The organism is Thalassoglobus neptunius, from assembly GCF_007859735.1.
Classification (GTDB): Bacteria; Planctomycetota; Planctomycetia; order Planctomycetales; family Planctomycetaceae; genus Thalassoglobus; species Thalassoglobus neptunius.
The window spans coordinates 49,033-68,822 of record NZ_SIHI01000001.1; the positions used below are offsets into that span (position 1 = coordinate 49,033).

The window sequence follows — 19,790 nt, forward strand, 5'->3', positions numbered from 1 at the left end:
TTCAGACTCAAAAGGAGGGCCCAACGAGTTCCGATTCGTCTTAGAACATCGGGGACCCACGAATCGTGCATGTGTCGCGCTGCCACTGAAACTGAAACAGCGCAAGCTGCGTCTCGTGCGACTCAGTCGCTCAAAACGAATCCCGAACGATATTGTAGACGAGTCGGTAAGCGACTGGCAATTCGCTCCTCAGTCAGCTCGGTCTGTGCTCTTCGGAATTGAACACAAGCTGTTCGCCGGTGCGAGTTCACGAAGGTCTCTTCAAGAATGTCTTTGCTTTGAACTCTTATGAAGCATGTTCTTCAGCCGGTTGAATCCCCAATTTCCGCTCGATTTCTTCGAGGGGAACCCCTTTGGTTTCTGGAACCATCGTAAGTACCCAGATGAGTTGAAGAACCATCATGCACATGAAGAACAGGAAAACAGAACCCGGTGCGAAGTACGTCACCATCCGTGGGAAGAACATCGTCAGCATGGCTGCGCAAATCCAGTGCGTGAAACTTCCCAGAGACTGCCCTGTTCCGCGAAATTGATTGGGGAAGATTTCTGAGATGAAGACCCAGATCACAGCCCCCTGCCCGACTGCATGGGCTGCGATGAAGGCGAAAATACAAGCGGGAACAATGGAGACGTTTCCGGAGTAGAAGGCCCAGGAACACAATCCGAGAGAAAGGATGTAGCCCACCGAACCGATCAGCAGCAACGTCCTGCGTCCCAATCGGTCAATCAACCACAGCCCCACAAACGTGAAGATCAAATTCGTGATCCCGATTCCGATTGACTGAAGCAGCGCGGCCTGTGCTCCAAGTCCGGTCAGTTCGAAAATTCGCGGAGCGAAGTAGAGGATGGCATTGATCCCCGAAAGCTGATTGAAGAAAGCGATCAGAATCGCAAGCGTGATCGGCCTTTTGAGTCGTGCCGTCCAGAACGGTTCCTTCGCTGATGTCCGGTGAGAGGCATCTTGAATGATCTGAATCTGCCGGGAAAGTTCGTCTTCGGTCGCCTCGGGTTCAATTAGTTGAAGCGTTCGCCGACCAGCTTCCAGATCGTCTTTGTGTCCGATGAGCCAACGGGGACTTTCCGGAATCGTCAGACACATCATCGTGTAAATCAGAGCGGGAATCGCTTCGACACCCAGCATCCACCTCCATGCGTTCTCACCAATTCCAGACAGAAGATGGTTCGACAGGAAAGCGATCAGAATTCCAAAGACAATGTTGAACTGAAACATCCCCGCCAGTCTCCCACGCAGATTTGGAGGACTGATTTCCGAGATGTACAAGGGAGCAGCAACAGTCGAAACACCGACTCCGAGACCTCCCAGAAAACGCGCGATCATGAAGGAATTGACGTTTTCCGCCAGCCCAGACCAGACAGCGGAGACGAAATAGAGAACGCCAATCCAGAACAATGTCGGCTTACGTCCGAGACTATCTGTCGGCCACGACCCCACAAGAGAACCGACGACCGTGCCCCACAGGGCCATACTCATCGCCAGCCCGTGTTTATTGTCGCTGAGCCCCCACAACTCTTGAATTGTTTTCTCGGCCCCCGAGATAACGACCGTATCAAACCCGAACAGAAACCCTGCGAGTGCGGAGGTGAGTGACCAGATGAAGATGCGTGATTCATAGAAAAGTTTCAGCTGCGGGTGTGGGCGTACGGGTAAAGCCGAGTGATGCACTTGGGAGAACAAAAAGACCAAAGCAAGCGAGCGCTGCTCACTCGTCGCTGAGACCTTTGAGAAAAGCGGATTCAGGAAGTTCTTTGCCTGAGATCGCTTTGAACTGAGCTTCGAGAAGTTGAGTGTAAATTCCCGCCGTGTTGATTGTATTCGCGCCGCGCTCTCGGGCTTCGGCCATGAACTCTGTTTCGAACGGAAGGTCACTGACATCGAGCATTGTCATGTCCGCCTTGATCACGGATGGGTTGATCTGCCCGTGCTGAGACCCCATTGAAATGTTCGGATCAGCGATAATGACCACATCGGCCAGCGTCTCGTAGAGATTCTGATAAGGGACGAAGCGACAGGAATTCTTCTGGGCGGTCTGCTGGGCAAGTTTGTCCTTCGGACCACACACACTCACAAGTCCTTCCCGACGCGTGAGCGCGTAGACGATCGAGTCAGCAATCCCTCCGTTGCCGATGACCAGCAGATTCATTTTCGACAGCGACTTGCCAGACTCTGAAATCACGGATTCCAATGCTTTCAGTCCGCTTCTCCAAAGTGTGTTGTAACCGTGCCAGCCGTTATCACGTTTGAGGAGCAGGTTGAGATAACCACTCTCGGAATCGTGTGCGTCAACATGGTCTGCGAGTTCGAGAATGGAGGAACCATGCTGATTCCCGACGATGATGGCTCGAATTTTCAGAATGTCGAGCATCCGTTTCAGATCGCTCACATCCTCAAGCTCGATCGGCAAACACCGCACATTCAAGTCGAGTTCTTTGAAAGCCGCATTGAGAATGCGAGTGGTCAGCGTCTGCGATTCTCCGAAACCTGAGACAGCAATGAAACGTGTTTTCGAATCAATATCGGAAGCATGGTAAGTGTCATTCAATTCAAAAACGGTGGCCTGCCCGTCGTGTGCTTCCATTCCTTTTTCGAGGGCAGCGTAAATCCACGGAGATCCGTAGCGAAGACCGAGGAGGGAGAAGGTCAATTCCGGTCGCCCCAATCCCATCCCCACGACTGGCAGTCTTCGTTTCTGACTGACAGCAACAAGCAGCGGCCACGCAGCTCCGAGAGTAGGTGTCGGCCATGTGAACTTGACGATATCGGCACGCGCATTGGCTGCGTCGTCGAAGATCCTGTCGATATCGGTTTCCGGGCGATCGAGTCGGGTAAAGCTGATCACTCGTTGGGTTGAGCCGAACCGGGGAACATCATTCGCGATATCGAGATCCAGCTCAATGTAAGCGGGGCCGGCAGCAATCGCACGACGCAACATCAGCAGTCGTTCTTCTTCGGTGCCTTCCCATTGCCCTCCATCCTGTTTTCGTCGACACGAGATGATAATGGGTTTGTCGACAGCCCGAATGAGATCATCGATATCCGGATCTTTACTGAAGTGATCCAGGCACAACTCGATAATATCACCGTGCCGAGCGGCATTCAGTAAATCGGCTTTGGCCAACGTTCGTGATGACGGGGTGACGGTGATACAGATCACTTCTTTGTCCTCATATTCTGGCAGCACAGGAACGAGCGGAAATGCGGTCAGGCTGGACCATTTTCATGGTTTCTCTGCACTCTCTGAACTGGTTCCTTCCGATGAACGCTCGCTGCTTGTGCGAATCGCTGCAAACTCAAAACGAAGAAGCTCTCGAGTGTCAGAAGACTCACATCAGGTTAGCGTAACAATTCACCGTTGTCCCATCTGAACAATTCCGGAATCGCTCGATCGCGAAAAACGATGAGCTTCTTTAATCGGAAGTGAACTCTTCAGAAGCTGTCGGAAGTTCCGATCTCCCCCGAGACTTCCAAATCCTGAAGGCGAGCAGAAGTCCGCCAATCGTTCCGGAGAGATAACTCGCCGAATGCGCCCAAAGGTCGACAATGAACCGGTTGTGGCTCTCAACTGGAACTCTCTTGGCCATCTGTCCGACGAGATTGACCCACCCGGCCTGTGCAAAGAAATAGCCCAGCAAACCTGCGCATGCTGCGGTCAAACCACACACAATCATGAGAATTGCAATCGGGCGAATCAGATCGCGGGCTGTCCGCTTCGGTCGCTGACCGACTCTTGAAGCGATGACAAGAATCACCCCAAGTCCAGCGCCGACCCACCATGTCGCGATGACTCCCCAGCCTAAACCAAGAAGTGTCGGATCGTCTGTTCCGAAGACGTCGGGATGGCCAATCGTAAAATACTCGACACAGATGCGGGCCGTGATTTGATCGTGAATGATTCCGTAGATCACGCTGGCGAGAATGGCAACAAAGATGATCTTGAGTGACTCCATGGCCGCACACCTCAATTCATGAGTGATGAGAGTCGCAATCCGTTTACTCCGAAAGGCCTCCCTCCCGAAGCGTTTCAATGACGTGCGCTTCATCGACATCGTCAATGAGTTCAACGTGCCCAATCCGCGTTGGGAGAATGAATCGCAAACGGCCCCCAACGGTCTTCTTGTCCAGCCGCATCCTGTCGAGCACGTCCGACATTTTGATCGACTCGGGAGAGGAGAGATTCGTCGGCAAATCGAGCGATTCGAGAAGCCGAACTTGTTTTTCGGTCTCCGGCTGTTCGGTGCGTCCACACTTCTCAGCGAGGCGACTTGCGTAAACCATTCCGATGGAAACCGCTTCGCCGTGAAGGAGTTCCCCATAGCCAGCGAGAGCCTCGAATGCGTGGGCGAACGTGTGCCCGTAGTTGAGAATGGCCCTCAACCCGGTTGTTTCGAATTCGTCCTCTTCCACGACTTTGGCTTTCAGCTCACAGCTTCGAGCGATGGCCATTCTGAGAACATGAGGTGCTCGTTCATTGAGCGAGTGAACATTCTGTTCGAGGTAGGAAAAGAAATCTTCATCGAGAATGACACCGTATTTAACCACTTCCGCCAATCCGGAACGGTACTCTCGATCCGGAAGAGTGTTGAGTGTTTCCGTATCGATCACTACTCCACAGGGCTGATGAAAAGCCCCGATCAGGTTCTTCGCTTTCGGATGATTGATCCCGACTTTCCCGCCGACTGCACTGTCGACGGTGGCCAGCAGCGTCGTCGGAATCTGAATGAATGGAATTCCGCGAGCGTAAGTGGCAGCAATGAACCCGCCCGCGTCTCCAACAACACCCCCACCGACGGAGATCACAACAGTTCGGCGATCCGCCTGAAAGTCGACAAGGGCATCCCAAGCCTCGATGATCGTTGAGATCTTCTTCGAACTTTCACCTGCGGCGAATTCAAAGACCCGAGTCTTCCAGCCGGACGCATCGAACGAACCTTGAACCCGATTCGCCCATTCCGCAACGTTCGAGTCCGTCACAATCAGAACGGTGCGCGTCCCCTTGGTGGAAGAATCAAGACGAAGCCAAGTCGAAACCAGTTCCTCGACCTGCGGCAGAATTCCTTTTCCGATGACGATATCGTAGCTGCGGTCTCCCAAGCGAACGTGGACATTCTGGGACTCGTTCTGTTCACTGCCTGCGGACACCGTACATTCCTCTACATCCTGGGGGGTGTTTGATTTGCGAGAGACCACGCAACACGCTGATTGTGTCGCGTTGAGCGCAAGAAAAAAAGGCTGCAATGTTTGGGAGCGCTCCACAACATCACAGCCTTTGGATCAACGTGTTCCGATCATAGCCGCTGGCAAATCGTTTTTCCAGTGAAAACTACCAGCCGCAGCATCCGCCCGAGTAACCGAAGCTGCCGCAAGTCCCACAATCAGAATAACTCGCTCGTTTGAACGGGCAAAGTGGTCCGAGAAGCCCACATCCGTGGCCGTAGCCGCATCCGTTGCGATATCCACATCCCTTGTGATGCTTTCCGAATGTTCCCGGACAGTAAGAGGTACAGTGCGAGGAGCAAGTCGGAGCCGGAGCACAGGTTTCACAGGGTCCACTGGAAATGGGAGCTGTATTGCATCCACCAGCGTATGGGGCAAAAGCGTAGTTCACGGGGTTGTAGTTGTAGGAATAAGGAGCGTAGTCGACGGCGGAGTACGACTGGTAAGTGGAATAGCAGCCACCCCCGTTGAATCCATAGGCAGAGAAGAACCCACCGCCCGCGTAAGCTTCACTGGCAGACATCGACATTGCTGACATGCAGAGGGCCGTGCATGCCAATCCAAACAAGAATCGTGACATTGGATTTCCTTAGGGGTTTGTGATCATCACTTCAATTGTCGCTCCATGGTAAAATGGGACCTCTGGGCGAGCAACAAAAAGTATAAAAATTTGCGCGGATCAACCATAAATTTCGATCCAAAGCAGCACAGAACTCGTTTGAACAGAATCTTGGGACCGTTCCAAAGCTCCAGTTGACTTATTGGACTGTTCAGGCGACAACGGTAGGAACAACGTTTCTGTCAGGCCATTCTCTTGTTGAATTGCAAAGTCATCCAACACCGAAGCGGCTGCTGACAGTAAAGTTTTGATGGAAATTTCATCCATCTGATGATCCCCCGTTCGAACCCATTCTGGCTGTGAGTTCTCTCAGTCAGTTCTCATTCTCTTGCAAAGAATTGATCATATGTTGCGAACACTGAGATTCATTCCCGTTTTTGTCCTCAGCCTCTCCATCGGAGCTGCTGCTCAGGACGCCCCCCTCACCTACTTCTCCAAAGACGTAGACATCGTCCTCCGTCTGAATGAACCGGACAAAACGGTTGAGAGCGTCGTCGCTCTCGTTGACGCCGTTCAGCCGGGATTGGGAGAGATGGCGCGGGCTGCTGTTGTTGAGAATCTCGGCCGAGCGATTTCGAACCGGACCCTGACCGGTGTCGACATGACCCGAAGCTGGTACATAACCGTTCACTCACAGGGACGTGCCGAGCCGCTGGTTGTCTTCGCGATTCCTGCAATTGAAACAGGCGATCTGGTCGGAGCACTGGGTGACACTATGCAAACCCGAGTTGAAGGCGACTGGGTCTTCTACACCGACAAAGGCGATTTGCCCGAACCAGCCACTGGCGATGACTCGATTCATGCAGCGATGGCGGAACCCATCGCGAAAGTCCTTGCCCAGGGCGAGTTGGGAATCTTCGTCAACGCCAACCATCTGACTCAGGTCTATTCTGAGGAGATTGAAACTGGTTACGAAGAGGTTCTCGAACAACTCAACAATCTGCGTTTCGCGATTCCTCAGAACTCCGGAGTCAACATCGGCCCCGTCATTGAGATGTACGGAACGATGGTCGAATCCTTCTTCCAGGCCGTGAGAGATGCAGACGCACTTTCGATCGCCGTATCGGTCGATCAGAAAGGAATCCGATTTGAAGAACTCGCTGAATTCCGAAGCGGAACAGACTCAGCCAAGTTCCTCGAAGACCTTCCAACGTCCCCGATCGCTGAACTCTCAAAACTTCCCAAAGGCGCAGCAGCGTACTACGGGCTGAACAACGGCGTGAAAGATTTGACTCGCTGGGGAGTTGGCCTCAGTGCGGGAATGTCGGAAGACCCAGAATCTCGCGAGAAAATCGATGCTGTCATTGAGCAACTCGACGACGTGGAAATGGGTTCCATGGCAGCCAGCGTGACGATCGGTGACGCTTCCGACGGAATGATTCAGGCGACCGGTATCGGTCACGCAGAGCCGATGGACAAATTCAAGACGTACATGCGTGAGAGCATTGTCGCCATGAGCGACATCGAATTCCCGGGAGTCACTCAAACATCGACGATCGATGAAGATGGCGAAACCTTCGGCGATTACACAGCTGATGTCATTAAGATCGTCCAGGAATACGATCCGTCACAACCCGGAATCGAAATGCAGGAGCAGTTCCAGAAAGTCATGTTCGGCTCGGAGGGAATTCAATCCCGCGTCGTGTATCTCGACAATGCCTATCTTTCCATCATGGGTGGAGGCAAAGAGGGAGCGGAACAGTTCTTGAAGAACTATCAGTCGGGACGGGAAAACGGTCTTGCTGAGAATCGAGCGAACCTGATGGAAGAGGTTAATGCGATCCTCTTTGTCGACGTGGCCAGCGGAACGGCCGGAATCCTGAAAGCTGTCTCCACAGTCGAAGGTTTGCCACCAATGCCGTTTGATGTTCAGACGATCGACAACCTCTATCTCACTCAATCATACATCGGGACCGCACTGGCAGCGGAAGGACGTTCTGCCCGTTGTCGAACGGACTTGCCAGTCGCTCAGATGCAGAACATCGCCAAGCTCGTCATGTTGTTTGCACCATTGGCAGCTGGCCAGCAGTTCTAAGACTTCTCGTAGTTTGAAGCATTGCTTCACGAGTCAATCACCGGGGCAGCCATCACTCGAAGGCTGTCCCGTTTTTTTGCTGATTGCGAAGAGTTCATGCACCAAAAATTACTCTTGTTGTTCGCCGCTCAAGCTTCGTGAACAGCCGCAGGGTGTGAGATCACTCATCGGTCTGTTATGGTTCGAATTCGTCGAACCCCAGCCGTGAAAGTTTTCCTGTCTCATTGAGCATCCTCATGAGTGGATGGCCGAAGAGAAGTCGCATGGCGTTGGAACAGGAGAACCGCGGCGCGTCTCCATGAAGGAAAAGACTAATGGCGAAGAAAGCAGCTTCCGCAAAGAAGGCTCCGACTCTGACCGACCTGTACGATCAGGTCTCACGCAAGGCAGACACTGCGAAAACGCAGATCAATGCGGCTGAAACAAAACGCGTTCTCGCATGCTTTTTCGATGCCCTTGAAGACTATTCCCCAGCTGAAGCAATGGACCTTGTCGCGAAAGGTCTCAAGGCTGCACAAAAACGCCGACGCTAGAGCAAGTTGCTCTTTCCTGTGAACTCGCTTGGGCTGTCTCATCAGACGAAATGCTGAGTCCGCTCGTGCGAGTGAGTGCGATCTCAATCAGAAAAGACTCTGAACGCATCGATTCAGTGAGACTTGGCCAAGTGAACGCTGGTCGAGTGAGAACGAGCAGAGTCTCGCGTGACTCGAACGGCCGATCATTGCGAGATTCACTCCACGAGTCTTTCGGGAACATTGACGTCTATGCACGACGCCTGTGAACAACGTCTGTGCATGCCCTTTGTGCAACATGAAGAGTGACAAAGAAAGAGCGGACAAAGATTTCTCTTTGTCCGCTCTCTTCAATTTCACTCTTCAACACATCGTCGCCGCGATGTTGGATTCATCGAAGCGGGCTCGGGAAAACTCGTCCAATCACATTCTCCGCATTGGAGTGATCATGCTTGCGGAGTTGGTTTTCCCCGTCGAGCCACTCCGGTTTCGACGGCAACTTTCGAAACCTGTTCAGCGACGGCGGTCGAGACCCGGCGATCAAAGACACTCGGGATAATGTAGTCCGGGTGCAGATCTGATTCGGAAATCACACTCGCAATTGCGTCAGCTGCGGCGATCTTAATTTCTTCGTTGATGTTTCGAGCGCGAACATCCAGAAGCCCTCGGAAGAGACCCGGAAAGCAAAGGACGTTGTTGATCTGGTTCGGATAATCTGAGCGGCCGGTCGCCATCACTTTGACATTCGCGGAAGCATGCTCCGGCAAGATCTCGGGATCAGGGTTGGCGAGAGCAAACACAATCGCGTCGTCCGCCATGGCTTCCACATCAGAAGTCTGAAGTGCTCCGGCAACAGAAACTCCGACGAAAAGGTCTGCCCCCCGAATAACTTCAGAAAGTGATCCCGCTCGGTTTTGCGGATTCGTATGTTCCGCCAGCCAGACTTTCAGAGGATTCACATATTCAGTCCGCCCGCGTGAAATCGCTCCCTTGCTGTCACAGACAACCATGTTCGCAACACCCACAGAGGTCAGCAGTTTGGCAATCGCAACCCCAGCAGCTCCTGCACCATTGATGACGACTTCGATCTCATCCATCGACTTCTTGACGACTTTCAGTGCATTCTTCAGTGCGGCAAGAACGACAACAGCTGTCCCGTGCTGATCATCATGAAAGACAGGGATGTCGATTTCTTCCTGAAGACGTTCCTCAATTTCGACGCACCGTGGGGAAGAGATGTCTTCGAGATTGATTCCGCCGAATGTTGGAGCCAAATGCTTCACGGTTTGAATGATTTCTTCAACATCCTGAGTCTGCAGGCAGATCGGAAATGCGTCGACTCCTCCAAACTCCTTGAAGAGAAGCGCCTTCCCTTCCATGACGGGCATAGCTGCAAGCGGGCCAATGTTTCCCAACCCGAGAACTGCTGACCCGTCGCTGACAACAGCAACGGTGTTACGACGGATCGTCAGGTTAAATGACGCATCCGGATCCGCTTCAATTGCTTTGCAAACTCGAGCGACGCCGGGAGTGTAGGCCATCGACAAGTCGTCACGAGTCTTAACTGGCACCTTGGAAACCACCTCGATCTTTCCGCCGAGATGCATCAGAAACGTTCGGTCCGAAACGTTGGAGACTTCCACTCCATCGAGAGTGTTGATCTTTTCGACGATGCGTTCCCCATGCTCTACATCGGTGGCTTGCACGGTGATGTCGCGAACCAGAGTTCCGTCGAGGCTGTTCACGATGTCCACGGCACCAATGTAGCCGCCTGCGTCTCCGATCGCAGATGTGATTTTGCCGAGAGCACCCGGAACGTCAAAGTAACGAAGGCGGACCGTGATGCTGTAAGCGGGGCTGTAATGACTCATGACGTACCTCGACCGAGCGGAATCTATGTGACGGTTTCATCTGACTTGAGCGTGACCGGCACGATGTCGCGAATGACAGAATTGGTGAGCGGCGTGACAGTCTACGAATTCGCCCGGTTGATCGCGACCGAATCGAACAACAATCGGAAGTTTTGAAGCTACGGACTCTTGGAAGATTTCGCGTCTTTCAGAACGCGAGCCGGTGCTCCATGAACGCGTCGATTGAAGATCTCCGGATCGAACGGATCGGCCGACATTGATTTCTTCGTTGCAGAAGTCTGTTCGACCTCGCGTTGAGAGCCGATTTCCGACGCTTGAAGAGGTTGCGGCAGCAGTCGCGGTTCTTCATCGGAAACGACAGCTTCATGGTTGGCTTGCTGGGCTTGCGGTCCGAAAAGCAGAAATCGCGGTTGATTCGCAACTGGGTCAGCCTGGGCAGCGAGTTTCTTGCGGTCGATCTCCCCGGACTGGACGACTTCGAACACCCATTGACGAAGACTGATCAGAAGCTTGTTATTGCTGCCAGCTAAGACAGCCGGATGTTTCGCATCAAGACCTGTCGGAGCGTTGAGAAGTGGGCTCGCTTGCGGATTGTCGTAATCGATCTGATCGATGACCGTCAGCAAATTCGCATGATTTTGCAGCCGATTACCAGCTGTTCCTCGCGAGCGAATTGTCGTCAGCTTGAATTCGGTCGGAGAAGCTTCTCCGTGACAATGGGCATTTCCACATTTGTTCAACAGAAGCGGCTGAACCTTGCGGATAAACCCCTGATGTGTTTCCCGAAACAATCCTGCTGTCGAACGTTCATCGAGTTCGACGAACCCGTCGCCCGTCTGAATGATTTTCGGTTTCGATGGCTTCTTTGATCTGTCGGCGATCTGCTGATCGACGTTGGAAAGCATCTCTCGCGAGTCCTCTCTGAGTGGATCGAGAATTCTCGCACGAGCAACTTCGGATTGTGCTTCCTCGAGGAGCCCATGCATCAGACACCACCGAGCGAGGATCATGTGGTCCTCGACCGTCGGATTCGGAACCCTGGCCCTTTTCACGCGATACGCATCCTGCAGCGACGCAGCCACAACATCAATTTGCGGGGCTGGAACCACATGAAACGCCCCGTTCATCTGAACTCCATAACCTCCCGGAACCTCGCCGATCACGCCGGCGAAGACCTGTCCATTCTTCAGGACAATCACCCCGGAGGGGAACTGTTGAGCTAGAGACATTGAAGCGAGCACGAAAATCGCGATCACGAATGCGGCTATTTTCACAAGAGTCTTTGGAATGGTGGCAGCCATCACGGAATCCTTCTCGAGATGCTGATGCGCGAAAACCGCAAGTCTCGATGAGTGATAGATTCGGGTCAAGATCTCTTGTGTGGGCTCAATTTCTGCCAACAACATCAGCAATCGGACGGAAGAGAAAATTCCAGATGTTCCCCGACTTTGCCGAACAATCGTTTTAACTGGTCATGAAGTTTCCGCCCCGGGTGCAATTTCTCAGGAAGTTGCTAGAGTGATTGGACTTGCGTTACAAAGTGTGATGCAGTGAACTCCTCGTTGCCGTCCCTGATTTCGTCCGAATTTCGTTGATTTCACCGACCGCGAAGCGAAACGACTTCCGGCGCGGAGCTGTCTTTACCTCGGATGGATGGGAATGGTGCCAACTGAGTTCAGAGAGAATCAAACGTCAGTCATCCCATTTTGACTCCTCCCGTGCAGGAATTGCCGGAGCCCATCGATGCCGAAGATCCGTTGCCGTAGTTGCGAAAAAGTTCTCAACATCCCGGAAAAGGCACTAGGCAAGACAATCGCCTGTCCGAAGTGTCAGACCAAAATCAAAGTTCCTGCCGGGAAGTCAGGAGGCAAATCGCAGCCCAAACGGGCTCCGAAAAAGACAGCCTCGAAACCCTCGGCAAGTGATCCGTTCGGTTTTGGAGACATCGACGACTACGCACTCGAAGACCGGGAAAATCAGATTTGTCCATACTGCGCCGCAGACATGGATGAAGACGATCCGGTTTGCCGATCGTGCGGAATGAACGTCGAAACCGGTCAAATGGACCGGAAAGAACAGAAGAAGCGAGCGAGAAAAGGGCCTGACCCAAACCTGTTCTTCAAAGCGGTCTGGTCAGAGTCGGGGAGCTTTCTCAAGAAAGAATGGGGACTCGCGATTCGAACCGGTGGAGCCTGGACGCTGTTTGGCGTGTTGACCATGCTCTGCGGGTTTATGGGATTCATCTACATTCAGGAGCAGATGCCTCCCAAAGTCTTCTGGATTTCCATGACAGTCCTTTCCTTCCTGGGTTTGCCGGGTTGGTTCTGGATTCTCGGATTGCGAATTATCGGAGACACCCGCCTCAGAAATAAATTTCAGTCGGATCGAATTCACTTCGACCTGTTTGCTTCCATCGCTTCCGGAATTCGCGCGCTGGTGTGGCCCGGAATCGTCATGGGTCCGGTGACTCCGCTCCTGATCCTCGCAGGGATCGCGATGTTTGCCTCAAACCCCGAAAATCCGGTGTTTGTGGGAATAGCCATTCTGTTGATTGGGGTCATTCCGTTGGTGCTCTTGCCACTGGCGATGATCCACATGACCGCCAAATACAAGTACAAGGGTTGGATTCTGTGGGAACTGCTTAAGGATTTCACGAAGGCATTCCCCGGCGTGATTTATTTTCACATCGTAGCGTTCATCGTCGCGATCCCGGCCGTTCTTGTCGCTGTGGGAATTTTCTATCTCATTCAGGACATCAATCCGTTTAACAGCTCCGTCGTCAACAACATCACAAAGAATATCACCCAGTGGACGATCGACACGATCGGTATGAACGCGGATTCCGATTCGATGATCTACACGCTGATTCTTGTCCCTCTGAATATCAGCGCTGCATTTCTGCTCATCGCTCCCATCGGCTACATCGCAGCCTTTCCTGCGGTGTTTATCATGCGAGCCAATGGATGCCTGGGATACTACTACTCCTCGCTCATCGATACGATTGAGCGAATGAAGACAGGAACTCCTGCAACCTTCTGGGTGCGGTATCTTTCTCACACCATCGACAACCTTCTTTACCCGCTGGCGTCATTTATCGTGACTGCGGACAAGCGAGCGATGTTGATCGGTCAGGTTCTCAACGGGGCGACGATTCTCATCATGCTCTTCAACAAAGCGATGTTGCCGATCATGGGAATCATCTGGTTCCTGTATATGAACTGGATGTACTGGACGATTCAGGAAGGCTCTGAGCTGAAAAGCACAATGGGCAAAGACGCGTTCGGACTGATGGTGATCACTGAAGACAACAAGAAAATGGACTTCAAGCAAGCCACCAAGAAGTGGGCTCTGCGGCTCTGCTTCCAGATCCTCGGAGGAATTCCGTTTCTGTTGACCGCTTTCCAGTCTCAGAAGCGGGCTCCGCACGACCTGCTGACGAAGTCGAAAGTTGTCTGGAAGGGTGACCGCTAACTCGCCATCATTTTCGATACAAACTCGACAGCAGTTTTTGAGACTCTTCGTCCAGCTTCGCAGCGAGTTTGTCGAATTGTACGAAGTGCTGTTTCGACTCGTCGAGATTCCCGTCCATTCGGGCCGAGGCAGCACTGACCGCGTGAGTGCACGCCAAGTCGAAATCCGGAACGTCATCGATTTCGGTCAGCAACTGCAAACAGTTCGCTACCGATCTTCGAGCTTGTGATTCATCGTCCGCAACGATTGCGGCGGTGGCTAATAGAACCTGTGCACGCAGATTATTCAGCGGCTTTCCGATCTGCTTCCAATGCCAGGCAGCACTCGAAGCAGTCATCAACAATTCTTCTCGTTCCTCTTCGCTTCGGGATTCCGACTCAACAAGATCCCATGCTCGGTTGTTGCATTCAATCGCGAACCAGCGGTGCGCTTCGGCGACATCAAATTCCGGTTTGTCCATCGATCGTTCCCTTCAACGTGTTCTTCGAATCGGTCTTCATGTACTCGCACAAATAACATGCACCCAAAAAATAAGCTGCCCGACGCTTGGACGTCGAGCAGCTTTCATCGTCTGAAACGAGTTCGGGCGAGTGCAGAGAAGTGATCAGAATCGAATGGTTTCCAGTGGCGTTCTGCGATTCGAATTGCACTCAGAACTCGTGATTAATATTCCGAAGACTTGATAATTCCTGGGAGAGGAATTGGATATTTGCCATTCGCACCGGCAACGAGTGGAGCAGGACCATCGACGGTGAGGCTGTCGATGGTTGGTGCAAACTCGTGTTCGCAGTTCAACATGTCATCGAAGGTCACGATCTGGCCAGTGTGTGCAGCCATTCGTCCCATGGAAGTGACAACACTCGCTTCGACTCCGCGTTGAACTTCATTGTAAGGCTGATCGTTTCGGATCGCGGAGATCAAGTGATCCCATTCGAGCTGGTAAGGAGTGACTTCCTTGCGTCCAAATGCCCAGACTTGATTGTCCTTGTCCATCTTCTGGCCCTTGAAAATCCGTGAACGGGCTGGGAAGTGAGAGGACGTTGAAATAATCGCTGAACCTTTGCTTCCTTGGGCATAGCTGGCGAATTCCTGATGGCAACCGACCATATTGCGGCCTTCCAGGAAGAACTTGCTGCCGTCGGCGAAGGTGTATTCGACGGAATACGTGTCGAAGTTCTGGTCGACGAATTTCCCGCGATAGTTACGTCCACCGGACGCTTGAGCTTCAACAGGCCAGGCGTTTTTCATCCAGCATGTTTCGTCGATGTTGTGAATCAGGAAGTCGCTGTAAGCTCCTCCACTCGCCCAAAGGAACCCGTGAAAGTTCTTGATCTGATACATGACTTCGCTCAGCGAGCCATCATTGGGCGGAGCGAACGCTGAACCGGTTGGACCGACCATTCGATACGCACGCATCAGAATCAAGTCGCCGATTTCGCCGTTCTGAATTCGATCGAACAACTCACCCCGGGCCTCACAGTGGCGGCACATCAATCCGACGCCGACCTTGAGGTTCTTTTCCTTGGCTTTCTCGTTCAGAGCGAGCATCTTGCGGGAACTCGGACCGTCAACGGTGACCGGCTTCTCCATGAAGACGTTCAAACCCTTTTCAATCGCGTATGTGTAGTGGACCCAGCGGAATCCCGGTGGGGTCGTCAGGATGACAATGTCTCCCGGACGCAACTGGTCCATGGCGGCTTTGTAAGCTTCGAATCCGATATGACGACGCTCTTCCGGAACATCGACTTTGTCGCCGTGTTTTCCGGACAAAGCGTTGTAGCTTGTCGATTGACGACCTTCAAAAACGTCCGCCATCGCAACCAGTTTGAGATTTCCGTTTTGGACAGACAAAGCGTTGTCTGCGGCGCCTGTTCCTCGTCCTCCGCAGCCGACCAGAGCAATCTGAATCGTGTTGTCTTCAGCAGCGTAAGCTTTGGGCAGGACCATGCTGGCGACGGCAGTTGCAGCGGCCGCTTTGGTGGAAGTCTTCAACAGTTCTCGGCGGGAAAGTGGTGACGAAGCGCGATCGGTCATTTTCATAAAACTCCGAAAAGGAATCGGTGGAAGTTGATTGGTGGGAGAGGCACTTTCGCATATTCTTCGACGATGTGCAAAGCAATCTCCATGGGGGACAGCGAATCCACAGGGGTTCGTATTCGTCCTGACCAGGAGTCTTGAGAAAGTCACGGGGAAAGTCGTTGAGCGGTTGGCAGTTCTGGATCGATGTTGGGGGAACGTTCACCGATTGTGTCGCCCGGTCTCCGGACGGAATTTTACGGACCCACAAGACTCTCAGCTCGGGAGCCATCAAGGGGCAGATTGACTCGATCCAAGGCAATCAGTTCAGCGATCGCACTCGATGTTCCGACCCATCGGATTTCTGGATCGGATGGAATTTCTCTCTGTTTAACGCACGCGGCGAGCAGTTTTTCCAATCGAAAATTGAATCGTTCTCGGCAAGCGACGGAAGTTTCCTCCTCGCTGATCCATTTCCTGAAGAGGCTTCCGCGGGGCATCGCTACGAGTTGACTTGCGGACTTGAAGCGCCTGTCATCTGCATTCGACAAATTTTGGAGTTACCCCTCCACAAAGAACTTCCGCCCATCACTCTTCGAATGGGAACAACACGCGGGACAAACGCGCTGCTTGAGCGGAAGGGAGCGAACACTGCACTGCTGATCACGAACGGGTTCAGTGACCTGCTGTTGATCGGAAATCAGGATCGTCCGGAACTCTTCGCTTTGAACATCGAGAAACCGTCTCCTCTCTTTCGTGCCGTCATTGAAATCGACGAACGGATCAACGCGGAAGGAAAAGTTCTCAAAGCACTCGACCTCGAAGCAGCACGAAAGCAACTCGAACAACTCCGATCTAACGGAACGGAGTCTATCGCGATCGCTCTGTTGCACTCGTATCGAAATCCTGACCACGAATTGCAACTGGGTTCACTCGCGTGTGAATTGGGATTTTCTGAAGTCAGTCTTTCGCATGCGGTTTCGCCGACAATCAAAATTGTGCCGCGAGCGGAAACGACCGTCCTCGATGCTTACCTGAATCCGGTACTTCGATCGTATGTCGAACGGATCCGAAGTTCACTGGCTCCCGGATCGGATATGAAGTTGATGACTTCGCAAGGGGGGCTTGTCGAGGGCCTTAAGTTTACCGGGAAAGACAGCCTACTCTCCGGACCTGCGGGAGGAGTGGTTGCGTATTCTCGAATCAGCTCCGACGCCGGATTCGCGCGGTCCATTGGCTTCGACATGGGCGGCACAAGCACTGACGTCAGCCGGTTCGGCGGAACCTTTGAGATGGAAGCCGAAACGGTCAAAGCGGGAGTGCGAATCGCTTCTCCAACACTCGCCATTGAGACCGTCGCTGCGGGAGGAGGCAGCATCTGCCATTTCGATGGGCTTCAATTGCGCGTCGGACCGGACAGCGCCGGAGCGAATCCCGGACCGGCCTGTTATGGTCGCGGCGGCCCGTTGACGATTACGGACATGAACGTCGTCTTGGGACGGGTCCGACCCGAAGAATTTCCGTTTCCTCTCGACCGAAACGCCATCGAATCGCAGCTTCAAACCTTGTGCGATCAGCTCAAAAATTCCCTCGGGACAAGCTACTCGTTGAGAGAGTTGGCGCAGGGCTTTGTCGATATCGCAAACGAAACAATGGCCCGAGCGATTCGAAAGGTCTCTGTGCAACGCGGCTTTCATCCGGGGGCACACTTGATGGTCAGCTTCGGAGGTGCGGGAGGCTTGCATGCTTGTGCCATTTCCCGATCTCTGGGAATTGAGTCGATCTTGATTCACCCTTTTTGCGGGATCCTCAGCGCCTACGGAATGGGGCTGGCCGACATCAGAAAACGGGGACGGCGTTCCGTGTTGAAACGACTGACTCCCGAGTTGCTGACTTCGCTCTCTGTTGAGTTCGACGATCTCGTCAATGAATTGAAGCGAGAAATCCGGGAAGAAGGCATCTCAGAAAACGAGATTCCACCGGCTGAGAATTGGTTTCATCTTCGGTACGCAGGAGGAGAATCGACACTCGCTGTCCGTGATTCGGAAAATCAATCTGTTCGAGACGCATTCCAAACGCTGCATCAGCAAACATACGGTTATGTCCATGAAGACCGCGACCTCGAAGTCGTCGCGATTGAAGTCGAAGTCGTTGGAGAAACTCGTCGGGCTTCCCTTTCCGAGAGAAGCGTTCAAGCGTCCGCCCCTGAAAAGCGTGTTTCGCAGACTCAAGTCTGGCACCAGGGAACGACGCTCAACGTTCCGGTCTATCATCGCGAAAATTTCGCAGCTGGCGACGAATTTGAAGGGCCAGCCATTCTCTGTGATCTGGGAGCGACGACCTGGGTCGAACCTGGGTTTCGTGGGCGATTGCTCGAGGATGGATCTTGCCTCATTTCTGGAACCGAGCACGTGGAAGCGAGAGCGATCGAATCTGCAAACGCAGAAGCTCCACCGGACCCGATTCGTCTCGAAGTCTTCAATCATCAGTTTGCCTCGATCGCCGAGCAGATGGGAGCGACGCTGCAAAAAACGTCCATCTCGACAAACGTGAAAGAGAGACTCGACTTCAGCTGTGCGATCTTCGATGCCAAGGGACAACTTGTCGTCAACGCTCCGCACATTCCGGTGCATCTCGGAGCTATGGGAGAAACCGTTCGCGCGGTCATGAACGAGTTTCAGGAACTCGCTCCGGGGGATGTTGTCGTCACGAACGATCCTTACTCCGGCGGTTCGCATCTTCCCGACGTCACGGTGATTACGCCCGTCCATGATCAAACAAACGGTCAATTGCTGTTCTTCACAGCCAGCCGCGCACACCATGCAGAAATTGGGGGAATGACTCCCGGCAGCATGCCGCCTTTCTCGAAATCGTTGCACGAAGAAGGAGTCCTCATTCGGCCATTCAAGTTGGTCGAGGGCGGTCTCTCTCGTGAAGAGGAATTGCGAAGACGACTCTCGTCCGGCGAGTTTCCATCGAGAAGCCCGGAAGACAACCTCGCGGATCTTCAGGCACAGGTCGCAGCCAATCGTACCGGTGAGAAACTCTTGTTAGAGATGATTCACGAAGCTGGGCAGGATGTTGTGTTGACGTACATGCAGCATATTCAGGATCTGGCAGCAAAGAAAATGCGACGTGCTCTGCATCAGCTGGCCGACGGAGAGTATGACTTCGCCGATCACCTCGACAACGGAGCGAAAATCGCAGTGAAAATCACGATTGCTGGAGAGACAGCGACGATCGATTTCACGGGGACCGATCCCGTTCTCGACTCGAACTTGAACGCGAATCGTGCGATCGTGACGGCAGCGTGCATGTATGTCTTTCGGTGCCTGATCAATGAATCGATCCCGCTGAACGAAGGCGTGTTGATGCCGCTGAAAATCGTTCTGCCGGAGTCTCTTTTGAATCCTCCCAGCTACTCCGATCCGAAACAATGTGCCGCGATTGTGGGCGGAAACGTGGAAACGTCTCAACGGGTTGTTGATGTCTTACTCGGGGCCTTAGATCAGGCTGCTGCAAGTCAGGGGACGATGAACAACCTGACGTTCGGTGACGAGAGCTTCGGATATTACGAAACGATCTGCGGAGGAGTGGGTGCCACGCCGACTGGAAACGGGGCCGATGCTGTTCATTCCCATATGACCAACACCCGGCTGACAGATGTCGAAGTGATTGAGCATCGGTATCCCGTGAGAGTCGAACAGTTCTCGATTCGGAAAGGCTCGGGCGGTTCCGGAAAGTTTCGAGGCGGAGATGGGATCTCACGGACACTGGTCTTTGAGCGACCTCTGAAGGTATCGCTGCTTACTCAACGACGCGGAGAGTTCTTGCCATATGGCTTGAATGGAGGAGCCAGTGGTCTGGCAGGCGAGAACCGATTAACGCGTGCGTCAGGAGAGACGATCAAGCTCGACGGGTGTGTTCATCTTCAAGTGGAAGCGGGCGACAAGCTAATGATTCTCACTCCCGGAGGGGGAGGATGGGGTGACGCAAAACAGACTCACTTATGAGGAACATCCGTTTCCTCATA

The 19,790-nt window shown here is 53.1% G+C and carries 15 protein-coding genes; 5 read left to right on the plus strand and 10 right to left on the minus strand.

What is annotated here, in order from left to right; translation table 11 throughout:
• Positions 1-286: 286 nt before the first annotated feature.
• The 6 genes from KOR42_RS00210 to KOR42_RS00235 all read right to left on the minus strand — a co-directional run bounded on the left by KOR42_RS00210 (position 287) and on the right by KOR42_RS00235 (position 6,119).
• Positions 287-1,684, minus strand: a complete 1,398-nt coding sequence (locus tag KOR42_RS00210; RefSeq protein ID WP_197440718.1) for a sugar porter family MFS transporter — start codon at positions 1,682-1,684, stop codon at positions 287-289.
• A 37-nt stretch (positions 1,685-1,721) separates the two neighbouring features.
• The gene (locus tag KOR42_RS00215; protein ID WP_197440719.1) at positions 1,722-3,173 is read right to left on the minus strand and encodes a type I 3-dehydroquinate dehydratase; all 1,452 of its coding nucleotides are present in this window, start codon (positions 3,171-3,173) and stop codon (positions 1,722-1,724) included.
• 253 nt (positions 3,174-3,426) lie between these two features.
• The gene (locus tag KOR42_RS00220) at positions 3,427-3,966 is read right to left on the minus strand and encodes a hypothetical protein (RefSeq protein ID WP_197440720.1); all 540 of its coding nucleotides are present in this window, start codon (positions 3,964-3,966) and stop codon (positions 3,427-3,429) included.
• Positions 3,967-4,009: 43 nt separating this feature from the next.
• On the minus strand, positions 4,010-5,158 hold the full coding sequence (gene aroB / locus KOR42_RS00225; RefSeq protein ID WP_146506626.1) for a 3-dehydroquinate synthase: 1,149 nt from the start codon (positions 5,156-5,158) through the stop codon (positions 4,010-4,012).
• Between the two features lie 181 nt (positions 5,159-5,339).
• A complete protein-coding gene (locus KOR42_RS00230) occupies positions 5,340-5,813 on the minus strand; it encodes a hypothetical protein (RefSeq protein ID WP_146506627.1) in 474 nt (157 codons plus the stop codon).
• A 99-nt stretch (positions 5,814-5,912) separates the two neighbouring features.
• Positions 5,913-6,119 (minus strand): hypothetical protein, encoded by a 207-nt coding sequence (locus tag KOR42_RS00235; protein WP_146506628.1) that lies wholly within the window; start codon positions 6,117-6,119, stop codon positions 5,913-5,915.
• Between the two features lie 79 nt (positions 6,120-6,198).
• On the opposite strand from KOR42_RS00235, the gene KOR42_RS00240 reads away from it, so the two are divergent.
• Both KOR42_RS00240 and KOR42_RS00245 read left to right on the plus strand, forming a co-directional pair.
• Positions 6,199-7,887 carry a hypothetical protein gene (locus KOR42_RS00240; RefSeq protein WP_146506629.1) on the plus strand — a complete coding sequence of 563 codons (1,689 nt, stop codon included), beginning with the start codon at positions 6,199-6,201 and terminating at the stop codon, positions 7,885-7,887.
• A gap of 314 nt (positions 7,888-8,201) precedes the next feature.
• Positions 8,202-8,420 carry a hypothetical protein gene (locus KOR42_RS00245; RefSeq protein WP_146506630.1) on the plus strand — a complete coding sequence of 73 codons (219 nt, stop codon included), beginning with the start codon at positions 8,202-8,204 and terminating at the stop codon, positions 8,418-8,420.
• Between the two features lie 425 nt (positions 8,421-8,845).
• Here KOR42_RS00245 and KOR42_RS00250 read toward each other — a convergent pair whose 3' ends face one another.
• On the minus strand, positions 8,846-10,270 hold the full coding sequence (locus tag KOR42_RS00250) for an NAD-dependent malic enzyme (protein ID WP_146506631.1): 1,425 nt from the start codon (positions 10,268-10,270) through the stop codon (positions 8,846-8,848).
• Here KOR42_RS00250 and KOR42_RS26370 point away from each other — a divergent pair.
• The gene (locus tag KOR42_RS26370) at positions 10,262-10,426 is read left to right on the plus strand and encodes a hypothetical protein (protein WP_197440722.1); all 165 of its coding nucleotides are present in this window, start codon (positions 10,262-10,264) and stop codon (positions 10,424-10,426) included. The genes KOR42_RS00250 and KOR42_RS26370 overlap by 9 nt on opposite strands.
• Before the next feature lie 2 nt (positions 10,427-10,428).
• Here KOR42_RS26370 and KOR42_RS00255 read toward each other — a convergent pair whose 3' ends face one another.
• A complete protein-coding gene (locus KOR42_RS00255) occupies positions 10,429-11,571 on the minus strand; it encodes a hypothetical protein (RefSeq protein ID WP_146506632.1) in 1,143 nt (380 codons plus the stop codon).
• A 442-nt stretch (positions 11,572-12,013) separates the two neighbouring features.
• Here KOR42_RS00255 and KOR42_RS00260 point away from each other — a divergent pair, with 442 nt between their 5' ends.
• Entirely contained in the window at positions 12,014-13,741 is a 1,728-nt protein-coding gene (locus KOR42_RS00260; RefSeq protein WP_146506633.1) for an RDD family protein, read from the plus strand.
• Positions 13,742-13,748: 7 nt separating this feature from the next.
• Here KOR42_RS00260 and KOR42_RS00265 read toward each other — a convergent pair whose 3' ends face one another.
• Positions 13,749-14,201 carry a hypothetical protein gene (locus KOR42_RS00265; protein WP_146506634.1) on the minus strand — a complete coding sequence of 151 codons (453 nt, stop codon included), beginning with the start codon at positions 14,199-14,201 and terminating at the stop codon, positions 13,749-13,751.
• Between the two features lie 203 nt (positions 14,202-14,404).
• Positions 14,405-15,775 carry a Gfo/Idh/MocA family protein gene (locus KOR42_RS00270; RefSeq protein ID WP_146506635.1) on the minus strand — a complete coding sequence of 457 codons (1,371 nt, stop codon included), beginning with the start codon at positions 15,773-15,775 and terminating at the stop codon, positions 14,405-14,407.
• Positions 15,776-15,960: 185 nt separating this feature from the next.
• Between KOR42_RS00270 and KOR42_RS00275 the strand changes: the two genes are divergently transcribed.
• Positions 15,961-19,770 (plus strand): hydantoinase B/oxoprolinase family protein, encoded by a 3,810-nt coding sequence (locus KOR42_RS00275; RefSeq protein ID WP_390620857.1) that lies wholly within the window; start codon positions 15,961-15,963, stop codon positions 19,768-19,770.
• The last annotated feature ends 20 nt before the right edge of the window (positions 19,771-19,790 follow it).

Coding starts and splice junctions, on each gene's coding strand:
- KOR42_RS00220 (WP_197440720.1), bottom strand. CDS start 3,966: ATGGAGTCACTCAAGATCATCTTTGTTGCCATTCTCGCCAGCGTGATC.
- KOR42_RS00230 (WP_146506627.1), bottom strand. CDS start 5,813: ATGTCACGATTCTTGTTTGGATTGGCATGCACGGCCCTCTGCATGTCA.
- KOR42_RS00235 (WP_146506628.1), bottom strand. CDS start 6,119: ATGGATGAAATTTCCATCAAAACTTTACTGTCAGCAGCCGCTTCGGTG.
- KOR42_RS00240 (WP_146506629.1), top strand. CDS start 6,199: ATGTTGCGAACACTGAGATTCATTCCCGTTTTTGTCCTCAGCCTCTCC.
- KOR42_RS00245 (WP_146506630.1), top strand. CDS start 8,202: ATGGCGAAGAAAGCAGCTTCCGCAAAGAAGGCTCCGACTCTGACCGAC.
- KOR42_RS26370 (WP_197440722.1), top strand. CDS start 10,262: ATGACTCATGACGTACCTCGACCGAGCGGAATCTATGTGACGGTTTCA.
- KOR42_RS00250 (WP_146506631.1), bottom strand. CDS start 10,270: ATGAGTCATTACAGCCCCGCTTACAGCATCACGGTCCGCCTTCGTTAC.
- KOR42_RS00255 (WP_146506632.1), bottom strand. CDS start 11,571: ATGGCTGCCACCATTCCAAAGACTCTTGTGAAAATAGCCGCATTCGTG.
- KOR42_RS00260 (WP_146506633.1), top strand. CDS start 12,014: ATGCCGAAGATCCGTTGCCGTAGTTGCGAAAAAGTTCTCAACATCCCG.
- KOR42_RS00265 (WP_146506634.1), bottom strand. CDS start 14,201: ATGGACAAACCGGAATTTGATGTCGCCGAAGCGCACCGCTGGTTCGCG.
- KOR42_RS00270 (WP_146506635.1), bottom strand. CDS start 15,775: ATGACCGATCGCGCTTCGTCACCACTTTCCCGCCGAGAACTGTTGAAG.